This window comes from Mycobacterium sp. E136 (assembly GCF_001666865.1).
Lineage (GTDB): Bacteria > Actinomycetota > Actinomycetes > Mycobacteriales > Mycobacteriaceae > Mycobacterium.
Map to the genome: position 1 here is coordinate 1 of NZ_LZJE01000059.1, position 15,490 is coordinate 15,490.

Genomic DNA, 15,490 nt, shown 5'->3' on the forward strand with positions numbered 1-15,490 from the left:
CGATCAGGTGGACTGGGTGACGCCGGAGGGCATAGACGTCAAACCCGTCTACATCGGCGCCGTATCCGTGTGCCGCGGCGGCCGCCTCGACGTGCGCGGTGACGGCTTCCTCGGTCGGCGCCTCCGCACGTTTGTCGCCGTGCAGCGGGACGTCGGCGAAGCTACCGATGGTTTTCCCGATCCCAGCCGTGGCAGTCACCTCAGGCCCCCAATCCGGTGAGCAGGTCCGACAACGTGGCGACCGCGTCGATCTTCGCGGTCAGATAGCCGTCCGGTTTCGGTTCCGCTTCCGCGACAGCCTTTTCCGGCCCGGCGAGCAGCACCCGCGACACACCGGCCGCACGCGCGGATTCCACCGCGGCCGACGCCTCCTCTGCGTAGCGGGCGTCGGTGCCGCAGATCACCGCGATCGGCGGGGTCGGGTCCGCCTCGGTCACCGCTTCGATGCCGCCCGACGCGAGCAGGTTCGTCGCGAAGGTGGTGCGCACGTTGTGTTCGGCCAGCGGGCCGAGCGGCAGCAGGAGCACCTTCGGCCTGGCGCCGTTCTTCTCGAAGAAGGCGTCGGAGCGGTCCCGGAGCGCCTCGAAGCCGGCGGCGTAGCGGGCCACCCTGGACAGCGAATCACCCTGCGGCAGCACGGGTTCGGCGATGTTGGGGAATTCGTTCACGCCCGTCAGCGCGGTGCGCCGGTGAGCGATGTCGTCGGCGCGCCGCTCGGCGACCTCAGCGATCTGGGCCGCGATGTGGTCGCGGGCCTGTTCGAAGCCGCCGCGGGATTCGATGTCCTGGAAGTGCTTCCACGCCTGTTCGGCAAGTTGTTCGGTGAGGTCCTCGACGTGCCAGGAACCCGCCGCCGGGTCCAGCACGCGGCCCAGGTGCGATTCCTCCAGCAGCAGCAGCTGCGTGTTGCGGGCCATGCGGCGGGCGAAGCTCGCGGAGGTCCCCGGGAAGCCGCCTTCGATCGCGGCGTCGAACGGATGCACCTCGATGGTGTCCGCTCCCCCGACACCGGCCGAGAACGCGGCCACGGTGGTGCGCAGCATGTTCACCCACGGGTCGCGCTTGGCCATCATCGGCAGCGACGTCGCGGCGTGCAGGGTGACCGCCCCGTGCTCCGGCGCCCCGACCACCTCGGCAACGCGGGCCCACAGCAGCCGCGCCGCCCGCAGCTTCGCGATCGTCATGAACTGATCGTCGTCGGCGGCGATGCGGAAGCTGATCTGGCGCAACGCATCCGAAATATCGAGGCCGCCCTCGCCCAGCAGGCGCAGGTAGCTCACCCCCGCGGACACCAAGCCGGCGAGTTCCCACGACGCGTTGGCGCCGAGGTTGTGGAACGCGGGGCCGTCGAGGGTGACGGCCCGGACGCCGCCGCGGTATTCGCCGAGCTTCGCAGCGGTGGTCACGACGGCCGCGGTCTCCGGGGCTTCGCGTCCGCTCAGCGGCGCGGTGAGCGGATCGGCGCCGAGGTCGACCGACAGCCGAGAACGTTGATCCTCGTCGAGATCGCCGAGCAATCCGAGCACCGCATCGGCCGCCGAAACGTAGTCCGGGCCCGCGATCTCGAAGAGCACCGGGACGAGGTCGAGGAAGACGCCGTCGAACAGGCGGTCCAGTTCGGCGGCCGCGACGCCCGCGGACGCGCCGACGCGCACGACGAGGGCGCTGACTCCTTCGGTGAGGGCGAGCAACACCGCGCCGTTGTGTTCGGCCACGGCGCCCAGCCCGTTCGCAGGGAACGCCTCGGCGACCCGCCAACCTGCCTTGACGTCGCGCAGCGCGTCGCTTCCGCGCACGAACGGCCACTGTCCGGGCAGCGGCGGTTCGGGCAGCGCGTCGACGCTGGTGTACAGCGGACGGATCGCGAAGCCGTCGTAGGTGGGTGAATCCAGCAGTCGCTCGGGTTCGGCGGGCAGATCGGCGGGATCGCGCCGGGTGCTCTTTGCCAGCACCCCGGCGACCGCTGAGCGCCAACGCTCGCGATCGGCCTCGACCGCAGTGGGTTTCTGCACGGTCATCAGGCTAAATGATCGCCATCACACCGATGTCCGCCGGGCGGTCGACTCACGGCGTCGCGAGCAGGTGTCAGCCGCCGCGGTTCCGTAGTCTTGGTAAGCGTGAACTCCGTCGTCAGCACCCTTCGCGCAGTCCGCGGTGCGGTGATCGCGACGCTCTCGAGCGTCTCGCGGGCGCGTCTGCTGGGGTCTGCGGCGGCGATTGTGATTCTCGTCGCAATCGCATCGCTGGTCCCGGTGCCGACCGCGGTGCAGTTGCGCGACTGGGCCACCTCGGTCGGGCCGTGGTTCCCGCTGGCGTTTCTGGCCGCCCACATCGCGGTCACGGTGTTCCCGTTCCCGCGCACGGCGTTCACGCTCGCCGCGGGCCTGCTCTTCGGCCCCGTGCTGGGCATCCCCCTCGCGGTCACCGCGGCGACCGTCAGCGCGGTCATCGCGCTGCTGCTCGTGCGGGCGGTCGGCCTGCAACTGAATCGGGTGGCGCGCCATCCGCGGATCCAGGCCGTCGACGCGCGGTTGCGTGCGCGCGGATGGCCGACCGTGCTGTCGATGCGGCTGATCCCGGCCGTGCCGTTCGCCGTGCTCAATTACGCGGCCGGCGTGTCGTCGGTGCGCGTGCTGCCCTACACGCTGGCCACCCTGGCCGGGCTGGTGCCGGGCACCGCTGCGGTGGTGGTCCTCGGCGACGCGCTCACCGGCAACGTCAGCCCGCTGCTCGTGCTGATCTCGTTCTGCACCGCCAGTTTGGGCGTCGCGGGACTGATTTACGAGATCCGCGTGCACCGGCGCCATCACCGTGAGCAGACCGCCGCGAACGACGCCGACCAGCCGGTGCGGGTGACCGGATAGCGCCCCGACTCAGCGGCTCAGCGCGAATGCGCCCCGCCGCCGAGGTCGTTCGGCGCCGGCGGCGAGACATTCGTCTGCTGGCCGATCCCCGGGAACGACGGCGGCGGGGTGACGGCCGCGGGACCGTCCACCGAGGTGCGCGCCTCGGCCTCGGCCTTCGCCACGGCACGGGCGATCTCGGGATCGGTTTCGGTGTTGAACCAGTCGGCGACCTCGTCGTCGTCATCCTTGACCGGCACGTCGTCGACGGGCGAGGGGGTGTAGCGGAACACGCCGTCCTCCCCCGGCGCCCCCAGCAGCTTGGTGAAACCCTGTAGCGCCGAACCGAAGTCGCTGGGCACCAGCCACACCTTGTTCGCCTCGCCCTTGGCCATCTGAGGCAGGGTCTGCAGGTATTGATAGGCCAGCATCTCGGGAGTGGGGCGGCCCGCCTTGATGGCCGCGAACGTCTTCTCGATGGCCTTCGCCTGGCCCTGCGCCTGCAGGTAGGCCGCGGCGCGTTCGCCCTGGGCGCGCAGCATGCGCGACTGACGGTCGGCCTCGGCGGCCAGGATCGCGGCCTGCTTCGCGCCTTCGGCGGCCAGGATCTGCGCCTGCTTCTGACCTTCGGCCTGCTTGATGGCCGATTCGCGGTTGCCCTCCGCGGTCAGGATCATCGCGCGCTTCTCGCGGTCGGCGCGCATCTGCTTCTCCATCGAATCCTGGATGGACGGCGGCGGATCGATGCTGCGCAGCTCGACGCGCGCCACCCGCAGACCCCACCGGTTGGTGGCCTCGTCGAGCACGCCGCGCAGTGCGGTGTTGATCTGGTCGCGCGAGGTCAGCGTCTGCTCCAGCGTCATGCCCCCGACAAGGTTGCGCAGCGTGGTCGTGGTCAGCTGCTCGACGCCGACGATGTAGTTGCTGATCTGATACACCGCCGCCTGCGGGTTGGTGACCTGGAAGTACACGACCGTGTCGATCTGCACGGTCAGGTTGTCCTCGGTGATCACCGGCTGCGGCGGGAAGGACACCACCCGCTCGCGCAGGTCGACGCGGGCGCGGATGCGGTCGATGAACGGCAACAGCAGCGTCAGCTGACCGGACACGGTCTTGCTGTAACGGCCGAGCCGCTCGATCACGGCGGCCTCGGCCTGCGGTATCAGCGCGATCGACTTCGCGACGATGATGGCGGCGAACACCACCAGCACGCCGACGAGCACCAAGCCGGCGACCGCTCCATCCATGACGATTCCTTCCCTCGTACCCAGTGTGTTCTAGGCGAGCTTCTGGACGACGGCGGTCGCGCCGTCGATATGCACGACGGTCACCTTGTCCCCGGGTTCGTACACGTCGTTCTCGTTGAGCGGGCGCGCCGTCCAGACTTCGCCGTCCAGCTTCACCTGCCCCTCGTGCTGCGCCACCCGATCCAGCACCAGCGCGCTCTTGCCCTCGAGCGCCTTCGCCGGGTCGGGCAGGCCGCTTCCGGCCTGAAAATGCCTGCGCAGCGCGGGACGCACGAGCACCAGCAACAGGATCGAGACGACGGCGAACACCGCGCCGTGGACCCACAGATCGTCGAAGATCAGGCTCGACCCGGCGGCCGCCAGGGCCCCGCCGCCGAGCATCAGCAGGAACAGGTCACCGGTCAGCGCCTCGGCACCGGCGAGCGCCAGCGCGGCGATTAACCAGATCAGCGCAGCGGGCATGACGCCACCCTATCGTCGCGCCCGACCGTGTGCGGGCGTAACAACTACACTTCGAACATCATGTGGTGTCCCAGTGTTTCGCTGTCGGTGTGGGCCAATGCCTGGTTGGCAGGCGTGGCCGCGCCCGACGACGTGCTCGACGCGCTTTCACATTGGGCGCCAAAGCATTCCGTGACGGCTTATGACTCCGTGGCGGCCGGCGCGACCGGCCTGCCGTGGCCCGATCTGGTGGACGCGGGGGCGGTGTCGATGCTGCAGACGCTGCGCACGGCCGCCGGCCCCGGTGTGACCCAGCCGCCGATCAGACTGGCGCTGCCGGTGCCCGGCGACGTCCGGGGACTGCCCGCGGGGACCCAGTTCCAGCGCGACGCGGTGACCGCGGGCGAGGCCATCGTCGTCTCAGGCGTCGGCTCCATCGGGCTGGTACCGGATTTCGAGTACGACGACGATCCCGGGGACGACGACGAGTACGACCGCGACCCCTGCGGCCTCTCGTGGACGGTGTACTCGATCCCCGAGGCGTCCACCCCCGCCGAACACATCGACCTCGGCGAGGCGGAGTACGCGCTGCGGTCGGCGGTTCGCTCGGCGGCCGACGCGCTCGGGACGTTGCGCGCGGGGGCGGCCGAGATCGATGTGGAGGATCCGCGCGGGCTCGTCGAGCAGGTGCTCGAATCCACCCGCAGGCACCGCCTTCCCGACCACGCTCCCAACCGGGCGGTGCGCGTGCTGGAGAACGCCGCGCACGTCGACGCGATCATCTCGGTCAGCGCCGGGCTGATTCCGATCGGTCTGCACAGCTCCACCGAGGTCCAGATCGCCAACGACGCGCTGCGACCGCTGTCGACCGTGGTGCGCTCGGCGCGACTGGCCGCGGTCGACGCGGTCCTGCATTCGGCCTGGCAGGGCTAGCCGCAGGCCGGCGTGCACACCACGCCGTCGACCGAAAACCCCTGCAGAGGCGGCGGATTCGCGCCCGCCACCCGTTCGGGATCGCGGCCGTCACGCAACTCGGCAAGCAAATCGGCGGCGACGCGCGCGAGCTCGGCGTTCGGCGTCGCGGCCCTGGCGAACGCCACCCCGGCCTCCCCGGCCTGAAGGCGCAGTTCGTGATCGAGGTCCCAGACCACCTCGATGTGATCGGCGACGAAACCGATCGGGCAGACCACCACGGCCTTGGTTCCGGTCTCGGCGAGCGACGAAAGATGGTCCCCCACATCGGGTTCCAACCACGGCACCTGCGGGGGTCCGGACCGCGACTGCCACACCTGATCATAGTCGGCGTATCCGGCCGCGGCCGCGACGAGGCTGGAGGCGTAGCCCACCTGCCGCTCGTAAAGCTCAGCGCCGCAGCGTGATCGCGCGGCCAGCGGAATCGAGTGCGCGGTGAACACCAGGCGTGCGCCCTCGGGCACCGTCCGCGCGGCGGCGGTGACCGCATCGGCGAACATCTGCACGAACAGCGGGTGGTCGAAGTACTGGCGCAGCTTGACCAACTGCGGGGCCGAGGCGCCGGCGGCCTGCCGCCCTCTGGCGATGTCCTCGACGTACTGGGTGCAGCTCGAATAGCCGCCCCAGGCCGACGTGGTGAACACCGCCGCGCGCCGCACCCCGTCGTCGCGCATGGCGGTCACCGCGTCCTCGACGTAAGGCTCCCAGTTGCGGTTGCCGAAGTACACCGGCACGTCGATGTAGGTGCGCAGCCGCTCGATCACGGCGCGGTTGATGCCGTTGATCGGTGAGACGCCGTCGAAATGCAGGTAGTGCTCGGCGACCGCCGCCAACCGTTCCCGCGGGATGCCGCGCCCGCGAGTGACGTTCTCCAGGAACGGGATCACGTCCTCGGGGCGCTCCGGCCCGCCGAACGAGAGCAGCAGGACGGCGTCAAAATCCATTGTCTAGAGCAGCTGGGTGCTGGCGCCGCCGTCGGCGTAGATGACGGTGCCGGTGGTGGCGGGCAGCCAGTCCGACAGCAGTGCGCACACGGTCTTGGCGACGGGGGTCGGGTCCTTCATGTCCCAGCCGACCGGGGCGCGTTGATCCCACCCCTCCTCGAGCAACCGCATCTGCTCACCGGCCTCGGCGCCGAGGGCGCCGCCGACGATCGCGCTCATCGCGAGCGTGCGGATCGGGCCCGCCGCGACGAGGTTCGAGCGCACACCGTAGGGCCCGGCCTCGCGAGCGACGAAGCGGTTCACCGACTCCAGCGCGCTCTTGGCCACGGTCATCCAGTTGTAGGCCGGCATCGCGCGGGTCGGGTCGAAGTCCATACCGACGATGCTGCCCCCGCGGTTCATGATCGGCAGCGTGGCCTTGGCCAGCGAGGCGTACGAATACGCCGAGATGTGAATGCCTTTCGAGACGTCCTCATAGGGGGCGTCGAAAAACGGGTTGATGCCCATCCCGGACTGCGGCATGAAGCCGATCGAGTGCACGACGCCGTCGATCTTGTTGCCCTCGCCGATCACCTCGGTGATGCGCTCGGCCAATGAGTCGAGGTGGTTCTCGTTCTGCACGTCGAGTTCCAGCAGCGGCGCCGGGTTCGGCAGCCGGTCGGCGATGCGCTGGATCAGCTTCATCCGGTCGAACCCGGTGAGCACCAGTTCCGCGCCGGCCTCCTGGGCGACCTTGGCGATGTGGAACGCGATCGACGAGTCGGTGATGATTCCGGTGACGAGGATGCGCTTGCCTTCGAGCAAACCGGTCATGTGAAAGTCCCTCTCTCTACGTGAAGATCGTGAAGATCTAGTGGCCCATACCCATGCCGCCGTCGACGGGGATCACCGCGCCGGCGATATAGCTCGCATCCTCGGACGCCAGGAAGCTGACCGCGCCCGCGACCTCCTCGGCGGTGCCCACGCGCTTCGCGGGGATGAAATCGAGCGCCCCGGCCTGGATCCGCTCGTCGAGCGCACGGGTCATCTCGGTGTCGATGTAGCCGGGCGCGACGACGTTGGCGGTCACGTTGACCTTCGACAGCTCCCGCGAGATCGAGCGGGCCATGCCGATCAGCCCGGCCTTGGCCGCAGCGTAGTTGGCCTGGTTGCCGATCCCCCACATACCCGACACCGAGCCGATGAAGATGATCCGGCCGAACCGCTTGCGCTGCATGGTGCGCGAGGCCCGCTGGGCCACCCGGAACGCCCCGGTCAGGTTGGCGTTGATGACCTCTTCGAACCGGTCCTCGGTCATCCGCATGAGGAACGCGTCCTTGGAGATGCCCGCGTTGGAGACCAGCACCTCGACCGGGCCCTGATGCTCCTCGACCTCCTTGAATGCGCGGTCGACGGCCGCGTTGTCGGTGACGTCGCACACCACCCCGAACAGCCCTTCGGGGGCCCCGGAACCGCGGTGGGTGACGGCGACCTTGTGACCGTCGGCGGCGAGGCGCTGTGCGATCGCCAGACCAATACCGCGGTTGCCGCCGGTCACCAGCACGGAGCGGGAGACGAAAGGCGGACGACCGCCTGCCGATTCGGATTCGGCGGTCGCTCCGGTGTCCTTGCTCGCCTGCGCAGTCATGCCCGCCAACCTATCGCCTGCCCGCCATTCTTAAGAAATCGCCTTAGTGAAGCGTGGCGCTCACAGCGGCAGCCGGCGGTTGATCAGCAGCGCGGCGACGGCCGCCACGGCCGCAAACAGCGCGCCGAGCCGGAGCCAGCCGGTGGTCGCCTCGCCGCGGACCGTCTCATAACCGATCTGGTCCTGCAGGGTCTCGTAGACCTTGTTCAGTTCGTCGAGGTTGGATGCGGTGTAGGACTCGCCCCCGGAGAGCGCGGCGACCTTCTTCATGCCCTCGTCGTCGACGGGAACGGGCACCCGCTCGTTGTTCACCTCGACCGACCCGTTCGGGGTGCCGAACGAGATCGTCGAGATCGGCACGCCCTGGTCCTTGGCGGCCCGCGCGGCGGTGAACGCGCCCTTCGGATTGTCCGGGTTGTTCGGCACGGTCTCCTTGCCGTCGGAGAACAGCACGATGTGCGCGGGCGGCGGCGTGTCGCCACCGCCGATCACGGCGCCGACGGTGGAGATCGACGAGAGCGCGGTGAAGATGGCCTCGCCGGTGGCGGTCCGATCGGCCACCTGCAGATTCTCGATCGCGCGCCGGCTCGCGTCGCGGTTGGTGGTCGGCGACACCAGGACGTTGGCCGTGCCGGCGTAGGCGATCACGCCGAGGTTGATGCCCGGGGTCAGCTCGTCGACGAATTTCTTCGACGCCTCCTGCGCGGCGGCCAGGCGGCTCGGTTCGACGTCGGTGGCGCGCATCGACTGCGAGACGTCCATCACCAGCATCACCACCGCACGATTGCGGGGCAGCCGCTGGTCGTGGGTGGGTCCGGCCAGCGCGATCGTGCACAGCAGCAGCGCGACCGCCAGCAGCGCCGCGGGAATGTGGCGCAGCGGGCTCGGCCGTCTGGGCGCCACGCTGTCGAGCAGTTCGGTGTTGGCGAAGCGCTGCAACCGTTTTCGCCGGGCGGCCTGCGCGGCGGCGTACAGCCCGGCAAGCGCCAGCAGCAGCACCAAGAACAGCAGGAACCACCAGATGTGCTGAAAGCCGGTGAGCGAGAGCGGACCCAGCAGTGGAAGCGTCATGTCAGATCGTCATCCCTTGCGCATCAGTTCGGTAGACGACGGTTGATGAACAGGGCCGCCAGGGCCGCCATCACGAGCGCGAACGTTCCCAGCCGCAGCCAGCCCACGCTCGCGTCGCCCCGGATCGTCTCGTAGCCGATCTGCTGCTGCAGGTTGGCATAGACCTCGCGCAGCTGCTGGAGGCTCGACGCGGTGAACGCTTCGCCGCCGGACAGATCGGCGATCTTCTTGAGCATCTCGTCGTCGACCGGCACGGGTTGGCGTTGGTCGTTGATCTCGACGTAGCCGTACGGCGTGCCGAACGAGATCGTCGAGATCGGCACGCCCTGGTCCTTCGCGGTGCGCGCCGCGGTGTAGGCGCCCTTCGGGTTGTCCGGGTTCGACGGCACAGTCTCCTTGCCGTCGGAAAACAACACGATGCGCGCCGGCGGGGGTTCGTCGCCGCCGCCGATCACCGCACCCACGGTGGCGATCGCCTGCAGCGCGGTGAAGATGCCTTCGCCGGTCGCCGTGCGGTCGGCGAACTGGAGCTTGTCGATCGCGGCCTTGGTGGCCTCCCGGCCCGTCGTCGGCGAGACCAGAACCGTTGCCGTGCCTGCATACGAGATCAATCCGAGGTTGATGCCCGGGGTGAGTTCGTCGGCAAACTGCTTGGACGCCTCCTGCGCGGCGGCCATACGGTTGGGTGCGACGTCGGTGGCCCGCATCGACTGCGAGACGTCCATGACGAGCATCACCACCGCGCGGTTGCGCGGAATGCGGACATCGTGAGTGGGTCCCGTCATCGCCACCGTCAGGAACACCAGCCCGATCACGAGCAGGATCGCGGGCACGTGCCGCCAGCGCGAAGGCCGTTTCGGCGCAACGCTTTCCAGCAGCTCCATGTTGGCGAACCGCAGCATCCGCCGATGCCGCGCCACCTGCACGACGAGGTAGAGCCCGACGATTGCGAGCACCACGATGAGGAACAGGAAGAACCAGGCGTTTTCGAATCCCGACAGCGTCATGGGTCCGAGCAACGGCAATGTCATGTGCGCCTAATCATTTCGATGTCAGGCGTGGCCCGCCAGCGCGCCACGCCTGCGGTTGGCCACGAACCGGACGACGTCGGCGATCCAGTCGCGGTCGGTGCGCAGCGTCAACAGCGGTGCATCGCATCGCCGCAACGTCCTCGCCACCTCCGCGCGGTGCGCCGCGGCCGCCCGCTCGAAGTCGTCGCGCAACTGCTCGTCGATGGTGAACTCACGGGTCGCGCCGGTCTCGGCGTCCTGCAGCACCACGTCGCCGACGGCAGGCAGTTCGACGTCACGCGGGTCGAGCACCTCGATGCCGAGCACCTCGTGGCGACCCGCGATCGCCCGCAGCGGGCGCATCCAGTTGATGGGCCCGAGGAAGTCGCTGATGATGACCGCCATCCCGCGGCGCCGTTCGGGCCTGCGCAGCGCGTCGATCGCGGCGGCGAGGTCGCCGCGGACGCCGGCCGGGGCCTTGGGCATCGTCGCGATGGCGCGCAACATCTCCTGTTCGTGCATGCGGCCCGACAGCGCCGGCACCCGTCGCACGGTGTCGCCGTTGGCGATGATCGCGCCGATGCGGTTACCGCCTCCGCTGTTGAGGAACGTGATCGCCGCCGCGGCGGCGACGGCCAGATCGCGCTTCTCGCATCCGGTGGTGCCGAAGTCGAGACTGGCCGACATGTCGACGACAAGCCACGTTTCGAGCTCCCGGTCGGCGATCATCTGCCGCACATGGGGGTGCGTGGTGCGCGCCGTGACCGACCAGTCCATCCTGCGCACGTCGTCACCGGGCTGATAGAGCCGCGACTCCCCCGGTTCCGAACCCGGGCCGGGCAGCAGGCCGAGGTGGTCGCCGTGCAGCACACCGTCGAGCTTGCGCCGCACGGTCAACTCGAGCTTGCGCAGTGCGGCGCTCAGCGCGGGGTCACGGATCTCGCCGCGCTTCAGCGACGGCAGATCAACAGAGCGTCGGGAGCTGGTCACCGATTGCTGGCCGCTCCAGCGGCGGCGGGCACGACGGGCGGCACCGAATGACCTTGCTGCGGAATGGCGTTCACCTGCGGCAGGGCCACGGTCTGCAGGATGCGGTTGATCACCGTCTCCGCCGAGATCTCGTCGGCCAAGGCGTCGTAGGTCAGCACCAACCGGTGCCGCAGCACGTCGGGGATGACCTCGACGACGTCCTGCGGGATCACGTAGTCGCGACCGCGCACCAGCGCGAGCGCACGCGACGCCGCGATGATGCCGAGCGATGCGCGCGGCGATGCGCCGTAGGCGATCCACGCCTTTGCGTCGGGCATCCCGAACTTCTCGGGCTGACGCGTCGCGGTGACCACCCGCACGACGTAGTCGACCAGCGCGTGGTGGACGAAGTTGTTGGCCGCCACGTCCTGCAGTCGCAGCAGGTCGCCGGGCGCCAGGATCTGCTTGGGCTCCGGCGGCTTGACGCCCATCCGGTAGATGATCTCGCGCTCTTCCTCGGGCGACGGGTAGTCGATGTTCAGCTTGAACAGGAAGCGGTCGCGCTGGGCCTCGGGCAGGGCGTACACGCCCTCCTGCTCGATCGGGTTCTGCGTGGCCATCACCAGGAAGGGCTGGGGCAGCGGGAACGTCTTGCCGCCGATGGAGATCTTGCGCTCGGCCATGACCTCCAGAAGGGCCGACTGCACCTTGGCCGGGGCGCGGTTGATCTCGTCGGCGAGCAGGAAGTTGACCACCACGGGCCCGAGTTCGATGTCGAACTCCTCCTTGCCCACCCGGTAGATGCGGGTACCGATGATGTCGGTCGGCACCAGGTCCGGTGTGAACTGGATGCGGGCGAAGGTACCGCCGACCACCTTGGCGAATGTCTCCACGGCCAGCGTCTTGGCGACGCCCGGCACGCCCTCGAGCAGCACGTGGCCCTTGGCGAGCAGGCCGACCAGCATGCGCTCGACCAGTTGGTCCTGGCCGACGATGATCCGCTTCACCTCGAAGACGGCCCGTTCGAGCGTGTGGACCTCCTGCTGCAGACCGCCGTTCTGGGAAGCGGGGCCCGAGGGCGCGGCGTGCGAGCCCTGGTATCCCTGTGCCGGTGCCTGGCCGGGGTAGCCTCCAGGCCCCTGCGACGGCCCACTCGGTGAGGTCATCAACGTTCCTTCCACATAACTCGCTGGTCAGTGCCGCGCCGCCCGGTCGGGGCGGCACGCTCGCCGTCAACTATTCCAGGCACGGCAGAATCCGTCGACGCCGCCCGAAACGTTCAGCTTCGGCTCAGGCTCCGCTCAGGATTCGATGATGCGCGCCACATACGGCTGCAGACCGGACTGACGCACCGGGCTGACCGTCACCTTGCCCGCGCTGCCCGAGGCCTCCAGCATCTTGCCGCCGCCCAGGTAGAGCGCGACGTGCTGGCTGCCGCCGGGCCCCCAGAACAACAGGTCGCCGCGCTTGGCCTGCGACGTCGGCACCTTGCGTCCGGTGTTGTACTGGTCGCCGGAGTACTTGGGGATCAGCACGCCGACGCCGGCGAACGAGAACTGGGTAAAGCCCGAGCAGTCGAAGCCGACGGTGTTGGCGCCCGAGTCGATGCCCGTGCTCGGTCCGCTCGGCTTACCGCCGCCCCACGAATACGGGACGCCCATCTGCGAGGCGCCGCGGCGGATCACGTACTCGATCGCCTGCGGTCCGCGGACGCGCCCGGGCGCGACGCCGGCCGTCGACGCCTCCGGTGGCGCGAGGCCCAGCGTCGCCAAGAACTTGCGGCCCAGCCCCATCGTGACCTCGGTGGCCTGGGCGGTCGCCGCGAGCGAGGCGTTGGCGATCGCCAACGGGTCGCCGGGGGCCCCGGCGCTGATCAACTTCGGCAGCGTCGGATCCCACTGGCCGTCCTCGGGCGCCGACGTAGCCGGCGTCGCCAGCCCGACGGTCAGCGCCACCGTGGCCACCAGCAGCGCACAACCACTCAAGAACCGAATCAGCTTGAAACGCAAAGTCTTCCTAACGTGTTTTCCCTACAGATCTGCAAGCGCTTCATCTCTCACCATTCGATGAGGCGGGTCGCGTACGGCGTCATGCCGCTGGTGCGCACCGGCGAGATCTTCACCACCGAACCCGTGTAGGGCGCCTCGAGCATCTGCCCGTCACCGAGATAGAGCGCGACGTGCTGGCTGGCGTTGGGCCCCCAGAACAACATGTCGCCGCGGCGCATCTGGGACGACGGGACCTTGCGACCCGCGTTGTACTGCGAGCCCGAATAGTGGTCGAGCTTGATACCGACACCGGCGAACGCGTAGAGCATCAGCCCTGAGCAGTCGAAACCGACCGTGTTGGCGCCGGAGTCGATGCCACGGCTCGGTCCCGCCGCGTTGCCGCCGCCCCACGAGTAGGGCACGCCCATCTGGGACATGGCGCGCTTGATGACGTATTCGGTGGCCTGCCGTCCGTAGACCCGCGGGATCGCGCCGTTGGTGAAGGCCGGCGCGGCGGCCGGCTCGGGAAGCAACCCCACCGATTGCAGGAACTTGCGGCCGAGGTCCTGGGTCACCTGCGCCGAGGTCGACGCGATGCCGAGGACCGTGTTGATGATCGCGATCGGATCACCGCTGACGAACGCGCTGGGGATCGCGGGCAGGGTCGGATCCCAGGGCCCCGCCCAGTTACCGGTGCCGGGGTCGACGCCTTCCGGCGCGCGGTCCCAGTCCGGGCTCCCCGGCGTCGCGGCGGCCGCCGGTTGTGCCGCGGCGGGCGCCGACGCCTTGCGCACCTCGGCGAGCTTCGCCTGGGCCGCCTTTCGCTCGGCGGTGAGCTTGTCGAGTTCGGCCTGCTGAGCGCGGAACGTGTCCTGCGCGTTGGTGAGCGCGGCTACCGCGGACTGCTGGCTGGCTTCGGCGTCGGCGACGGCCTTGTCCGCGTTCTGCTTCGCCAATCGGGCGGCGGACTCGCGGTTGACCTGCTCGGTGCGGGCCCGCTGCAGATCTGCGATCACCTGCTGCGAGCTGATGGCCAACGTCTGACCCGCAGCGGCGGTCTTGATGACCTCGGCGGGGTCGCCTGCGGTCAGGTACGAGTCGGACGGACCGTTGATGTACGTCGCGGCCGCGAACGAGTCGAATCGCTTCTGCGCCTGCTCGATCGCGATGTTGGAGTCCTCGACGCGCTGTCGGCTCGCGTCGACCTCACGCTGTGCTGCCGCGGCGTTGTCCCGTGCGGTCTGCACGTCCAGGATCGCCTTGTTGACGCTCTCCTGCTGCTGCTGAATCTGCGCGCCCAGATCCTGCAGCCTCTGATCGGCGTCGGCGACGGCAGCGACCAGCGCCGCGATGCCGTCGGGGCTGTTCGGTTGCGCGACGGCCAGGCCGGGGGTCGCGGACAGCATTGCCGCCGCGAGAAGGGCCGCGCAGAACCGTCCACACGGCCGCGTAGCGGATGCGCCAGGTGTGCGTCTCATCCGACTCAGTTCTCCTATTGCTTCAGGCGAACGTGCGGACACATTCGTCGGGGTGACTGTGCTCATTTGTCACAACATGCACATCTACAACACAGTTACCGATTGCACCGTACGTCACATCTGACGCCAAAGAAACTTAAGTTGCGAATTACAACTTTGTAATTGAATGAAGTGTTATCGAGCCGTGACTTCGCTATTGCGAAGTGGCCACGCCTTCAGGCCAAAACCGTTGTCGCAGTGCGGTTTCAGACCTTCCCGCCGGAATCGGCACGCCGCGCGCGGACCTGCAAAAGTCGCGTACCGATAACGGCGGCGACCACTCCCAAGACGACGAGAATCGTGAATGCAGTCCATGGAAAGTGCGTCGTCGTCAACTCGCTGACGAAATTCTTCGAACCCTGTACCGGACCGCGCCCCTCGGCGACGTCCTGGCCCGCCTCCAAGGTCATGCGGTCGAACGTCGTACTGAAGGTTCCCGAATCGTTCGGGCTGAGCACCAGCACCGTGGAACCCGGGAAGGCGTCCCCCACCTCGGTCGCGATATCGCGCAGCGGGGTGTCGATCGGGGGGTTCTGGTCGACGACGACGATCTTGAGGTCGATCCCCTTCTGCTGGGCCTCGGCCACCACATCGGCGAGTCCCTCGTTCTCCGGCGTCGGCGATGCGCTCACGCCGTCATCACGGACATCCTCGATGACGAGGTTCATGCACGTGTCCACCGGCGTGGTCGCGGGGTCCATGCCGACCGGTCCGCACACGTCGGGCGGGATGTAGGCCGGCAGAGACGGAATCACATGCGCTCCGATCACAGGAGAACCGTACGTGATGGGTACCCGGGAGGGTGACAGCACGCGCGACGCGGCACGAGACTGGGAAGCGACCCTGATCGTTTTGCAGGAC

16 protein-coding genes are annotated in these 15,490 nt (G+C 68.8%); 2 read left to right on the forward strand and 14 right to left on the reverse strand.

Annotated features, from left to right (window positions below):
* Together A5698_RS04250 and mutA are read right to left on the reverse strand one after the other, a co-directional pair.
* Positions 1-199, reverse strand: a 199-nt coding sequence (locus A5698_RS04250) for a hypothetical protein (RefSeq protein ID WP_156670608.1), incomplete at its 3' end; no start/stop codon positions are given.
* Position 200: 1 nt separating this feature from the next.
* The gene (mutA, locus tag A5698_RS04255; protein WP_068293652.1) at positions 201-2,018 is read right to left on the reverse strand and encodes a methylmalonyl-CoA mutase small subunit; all 1,818 of its coding nucleotides are present in this window, start codon (positions 2,016-2,018) and stop codon (positions 201-203) included.
* Positions 2,019-2,117: 99 nt separating this feature from the next.
* Between mutA and A5698_RS04260 the strand changes: the two genes are divergently transcribed.
* Entirely contained in the window at positions 2,118-2,864 is a 747-nt protein-coding gene (locus tag A5698_RS04260) for a TVP38/TMEM64 family protein (RefSeq protein ID WP_068293656.1), read from the forward strand.
* A 17-nt stretch (positions 2,865-2,881) separates the two neighbouring features.
* On the opposite strand, the gene A5698_RS04265 is transcribed toward A5698_RS04260, so the two are convergent.
* Both A5698_RS04265 and A5698_RS04270 read right to left on the reverse strand, forming a co-directional pair.
* The gene (locus A5698_RS04265) at positions 2,882-4,090 is read right to left on the reverse strand and encodes an SPFH domain-containing protein (protein WP_067088237.1); all 1,209 of its coding nucleotides are present in this window, start codon (positions 4,088-4,090) and stop codon (positions 2,882-2,884) included.
* Positions 4,091-4,120: 30 nt separating this feature from the next.
* Positions 4,121-4,552 carry an NfeD family protein gene (locus A5698_RS04270; protein ID WP_067088236.1) on the reverse strand — a complete coding sequence of 144 codons (432 nt, stop codon included), beginning with the start codon at positions 4,550-4,552 and terminating at the stop codon, positions 4,121-4,123.
* Positions 4,553-4,612: 60 nt separating this feature from the next.
* Between A5698_RS04270 and A5698_RS04275 the strand changes: the two genes are divergently transcribed.
* Entirely contained in the window at positions 4,613-5,464 is an 852-nt protein-coding gene (locus tag A5698_RS04275; protein WP_068293659.1) for an Rv1486c family protein, read from the forward strand.
* Here A5698_RS04275 and A5698_RS04280 read toward each other — a convergent pair.
* The 10 genes from A5698_RS04280 to A5698_RS04325 all read right to left on the reverse strand — a co-directional run bounded on the left by A5698_RS04280 (position 5,461) and on the right by A5698_RS04325 (position 15,399).
* A complete protein-coding gene (locus A5698_RS04280) occupies positions 5,461-6,447 on the reverse strand; it encodes a ferrochelatase (protein ID WP_068293661.1) in 987 nt (328 codons plus the stop codon). The two genes, A5698_RS04275 and A5698_RS04280, sit on opposite strands and share 4 nt — an antisense overlap.
* Before the next feature lie 3 nt (positions 6,448-6,450).
* Complete coding sequence (gene inhA, locus A5698_RS04285; protein ID WP_068293664.1) at positions 6,451-7,260, reverse strand: NADH-dependent enoyl-ACP reductase InhA; 810 nt, start codon at positions 7,258-7,260, stop codon at positions 6,451-6,453.
* Between the two features lie 37 nt (positions 7,261-7,297).
* Positions 7,298-8,074, reverse strand: coding sequence for a 3-oxoacyl-ACP reductase FabG1 (gene fabG1 / locus A5698_RS04290; RefSeq protein WP_067088228.1), 777 nt, complete (start codon positions 8,072-8,074; stop codon positions 7,298-7,300).
* 60 nt (positions 8,075-8,134) lie between these two features.
* The gene (locus tag A5698_RS04295; protein WP_068293668.1) at positions 8,135-9,145 is read right to left on the reverse strand and encodes a VWA domain-containing protein; all 1,011 of its coding nucleotides are present in this window, start codon (positions 9,143-9,145) and stop codon (positions 8,135-8,137) included.
* 23 nt (positions 9,146-9,168) lie between these two features.
* Positions 9,169-10,176, reverse strand: coding sequence for a VWA domain-containing protein (locus tag A5698_RS04300; RefSeq protein ID WP_068293671.1), 1,008 nt, complete (start codon positions 10,174-10,176; stop codon positions 9,169-9,171).
* Positions 10,177-10,197: 21 nt separating this feature from the next.
* Positions 10,198-11,145, reverse strand: a complete 948-nt coding sequence (locus A5698_RS04305) for a DUF58 domain-containing protein (protein WP_067081418.1) — start codon at positions 11,143-11,145, stop codon at positions 10,198-10,200.
* Entirely contained in the window at positions 11,142-12,290 is a 1,149-nt protein-coding gene (gene moxR1, locus A5698_RS04310; protein ID WP_067081462.1) for a chaperone MoxR1, read from the reverse strand. The genes A5698_RS04305 and moxR1 overlap by 4 nt, the downstream gene beginning before the upstream one ends.
* A gap of 135 nt (positions 12,291-12,425) precedes the next feature.
* Positions 12,426-13,133, reverse strand: a complete 708-nt coding sequence (ripB, locus tag A5698_RS04315) for an NlpC/P60 family peptidoglycan endopeptidase RipB (protein ID WP_067081421.1) — start codon at positions 13,131-13,133, stop codon at positions 12,426-12,428.
* 47 nt (positions 13,134-13,180) lie between these two features.
* Positions 13,181-14,590, reverse strand: coding sequence for an NlpC/P60 family peptidoglycan endopeptidase RipA (gene ripA, locus A5698_RS04320; RefSeq protein WP_068293674.1), 1,410 nt, complete (start codon positions 14,588-14,590; stop codon positions 13,181-13,183).
* Between the two features lie 245 nt (positions 14,591-14,835).
* Positions 14,836-15,399: an Rv1476 family membrane protein gene (locus A5698_RS04325; RefSeq protein ID WP_068293677.1), complete on the reverse strand. Its 564-nt coding sequence runs from the start codon at positions 15,397-15,399 to the stop codon at positions 14,836-14,838.
* Positions 15,400-15,490 lie beyond the last annotated feature (91 nt).

What these genes read in the sequence shown, in the direction of transcription:
- mutA (WP_068293652.1), bottom strand. Translation starts at nt 2,018, where the DNA reads ATGACCGTGCAGAAACCCACTGCGGTCGAGGCCGATCGCGAGCGTTGG.
- A5698_RS04265 (WP_067088237.1), bottom strand. Translation starts at nt 4,090, where the DNA reads ATGGATGGAGCGGTCGCCGGCTTGGTGCTCGTCGGCGTGCTGGTGGTG.
- A5698_RS04270 (WP_067088236.1), bottom strand. Translation starts at nt 4,552, where the DNA reads ATGCCCGCTGCGCTGATCTGGTTAATCGCCGCGCTGGCGCTCGCCGGT.
- A5698_RS04275 (WP_068293659.1), top strand. Translation starts at nt 4,613, where the DNA reads ATGTGGTGTCCCAGTGTTTCGCTGTCGGTGTGGGCCAATGCCTGGTTG.
- A5698_RS04280 (WP_068293661.1), bottom strand. Translation starts at nt 6,447, where the DNA reads ATGGATTTTGACGCCGTCCTGCTGCTCTCGTTCGGCGGGCCGGAGCGC.
- inhA (WP_068293664.1), bottom strand. Translation starts at nt 7,260, where the DNA reads ATGACCGGTTTGCTCGAAGGCAAGCGCATCCTCGTCACCGGAATCATC.
- fabG1 (WP_067088228.1), bottom strand. Translation starts at nt 8,074, where the DNA reads ATGACTGCGCAGGCGAGCAAGGACACCGGAGCGACCGCCGAATCCGAA.
- A5698_RS04295 (WP_068293668.1), bottom strand. Translation starts at nt 9,145, where the DNA reads ATGACGCTTCCACTGCTGGGTCCGCTCTCGCTCACCGGCTTTCAGCAC.
- A5698_RS04300 (WP_068293671.1), bottom strand. Translation starts at nt 10,176, where the DNA reads ATGACATTGCCGTTGCTCGGACCCATGACGCTGTCGGGATTCGAAAAC.
- moxR1 (WP_067081462.1), bottom strand. Translation starts at nt 12,290, where the DNA reads ATGACCTCACCGAGTGGGCCGTCGCAGGGGCCTGGAGGCTACCCCGGC.
- ripA (WP_068293674.1), bottom strand. Translation starts at nt 14,590, where the DNA reads ATGAGACGCACACCTGGCGCATCCGCTACGCGGCCGTGTGGACGGTTC.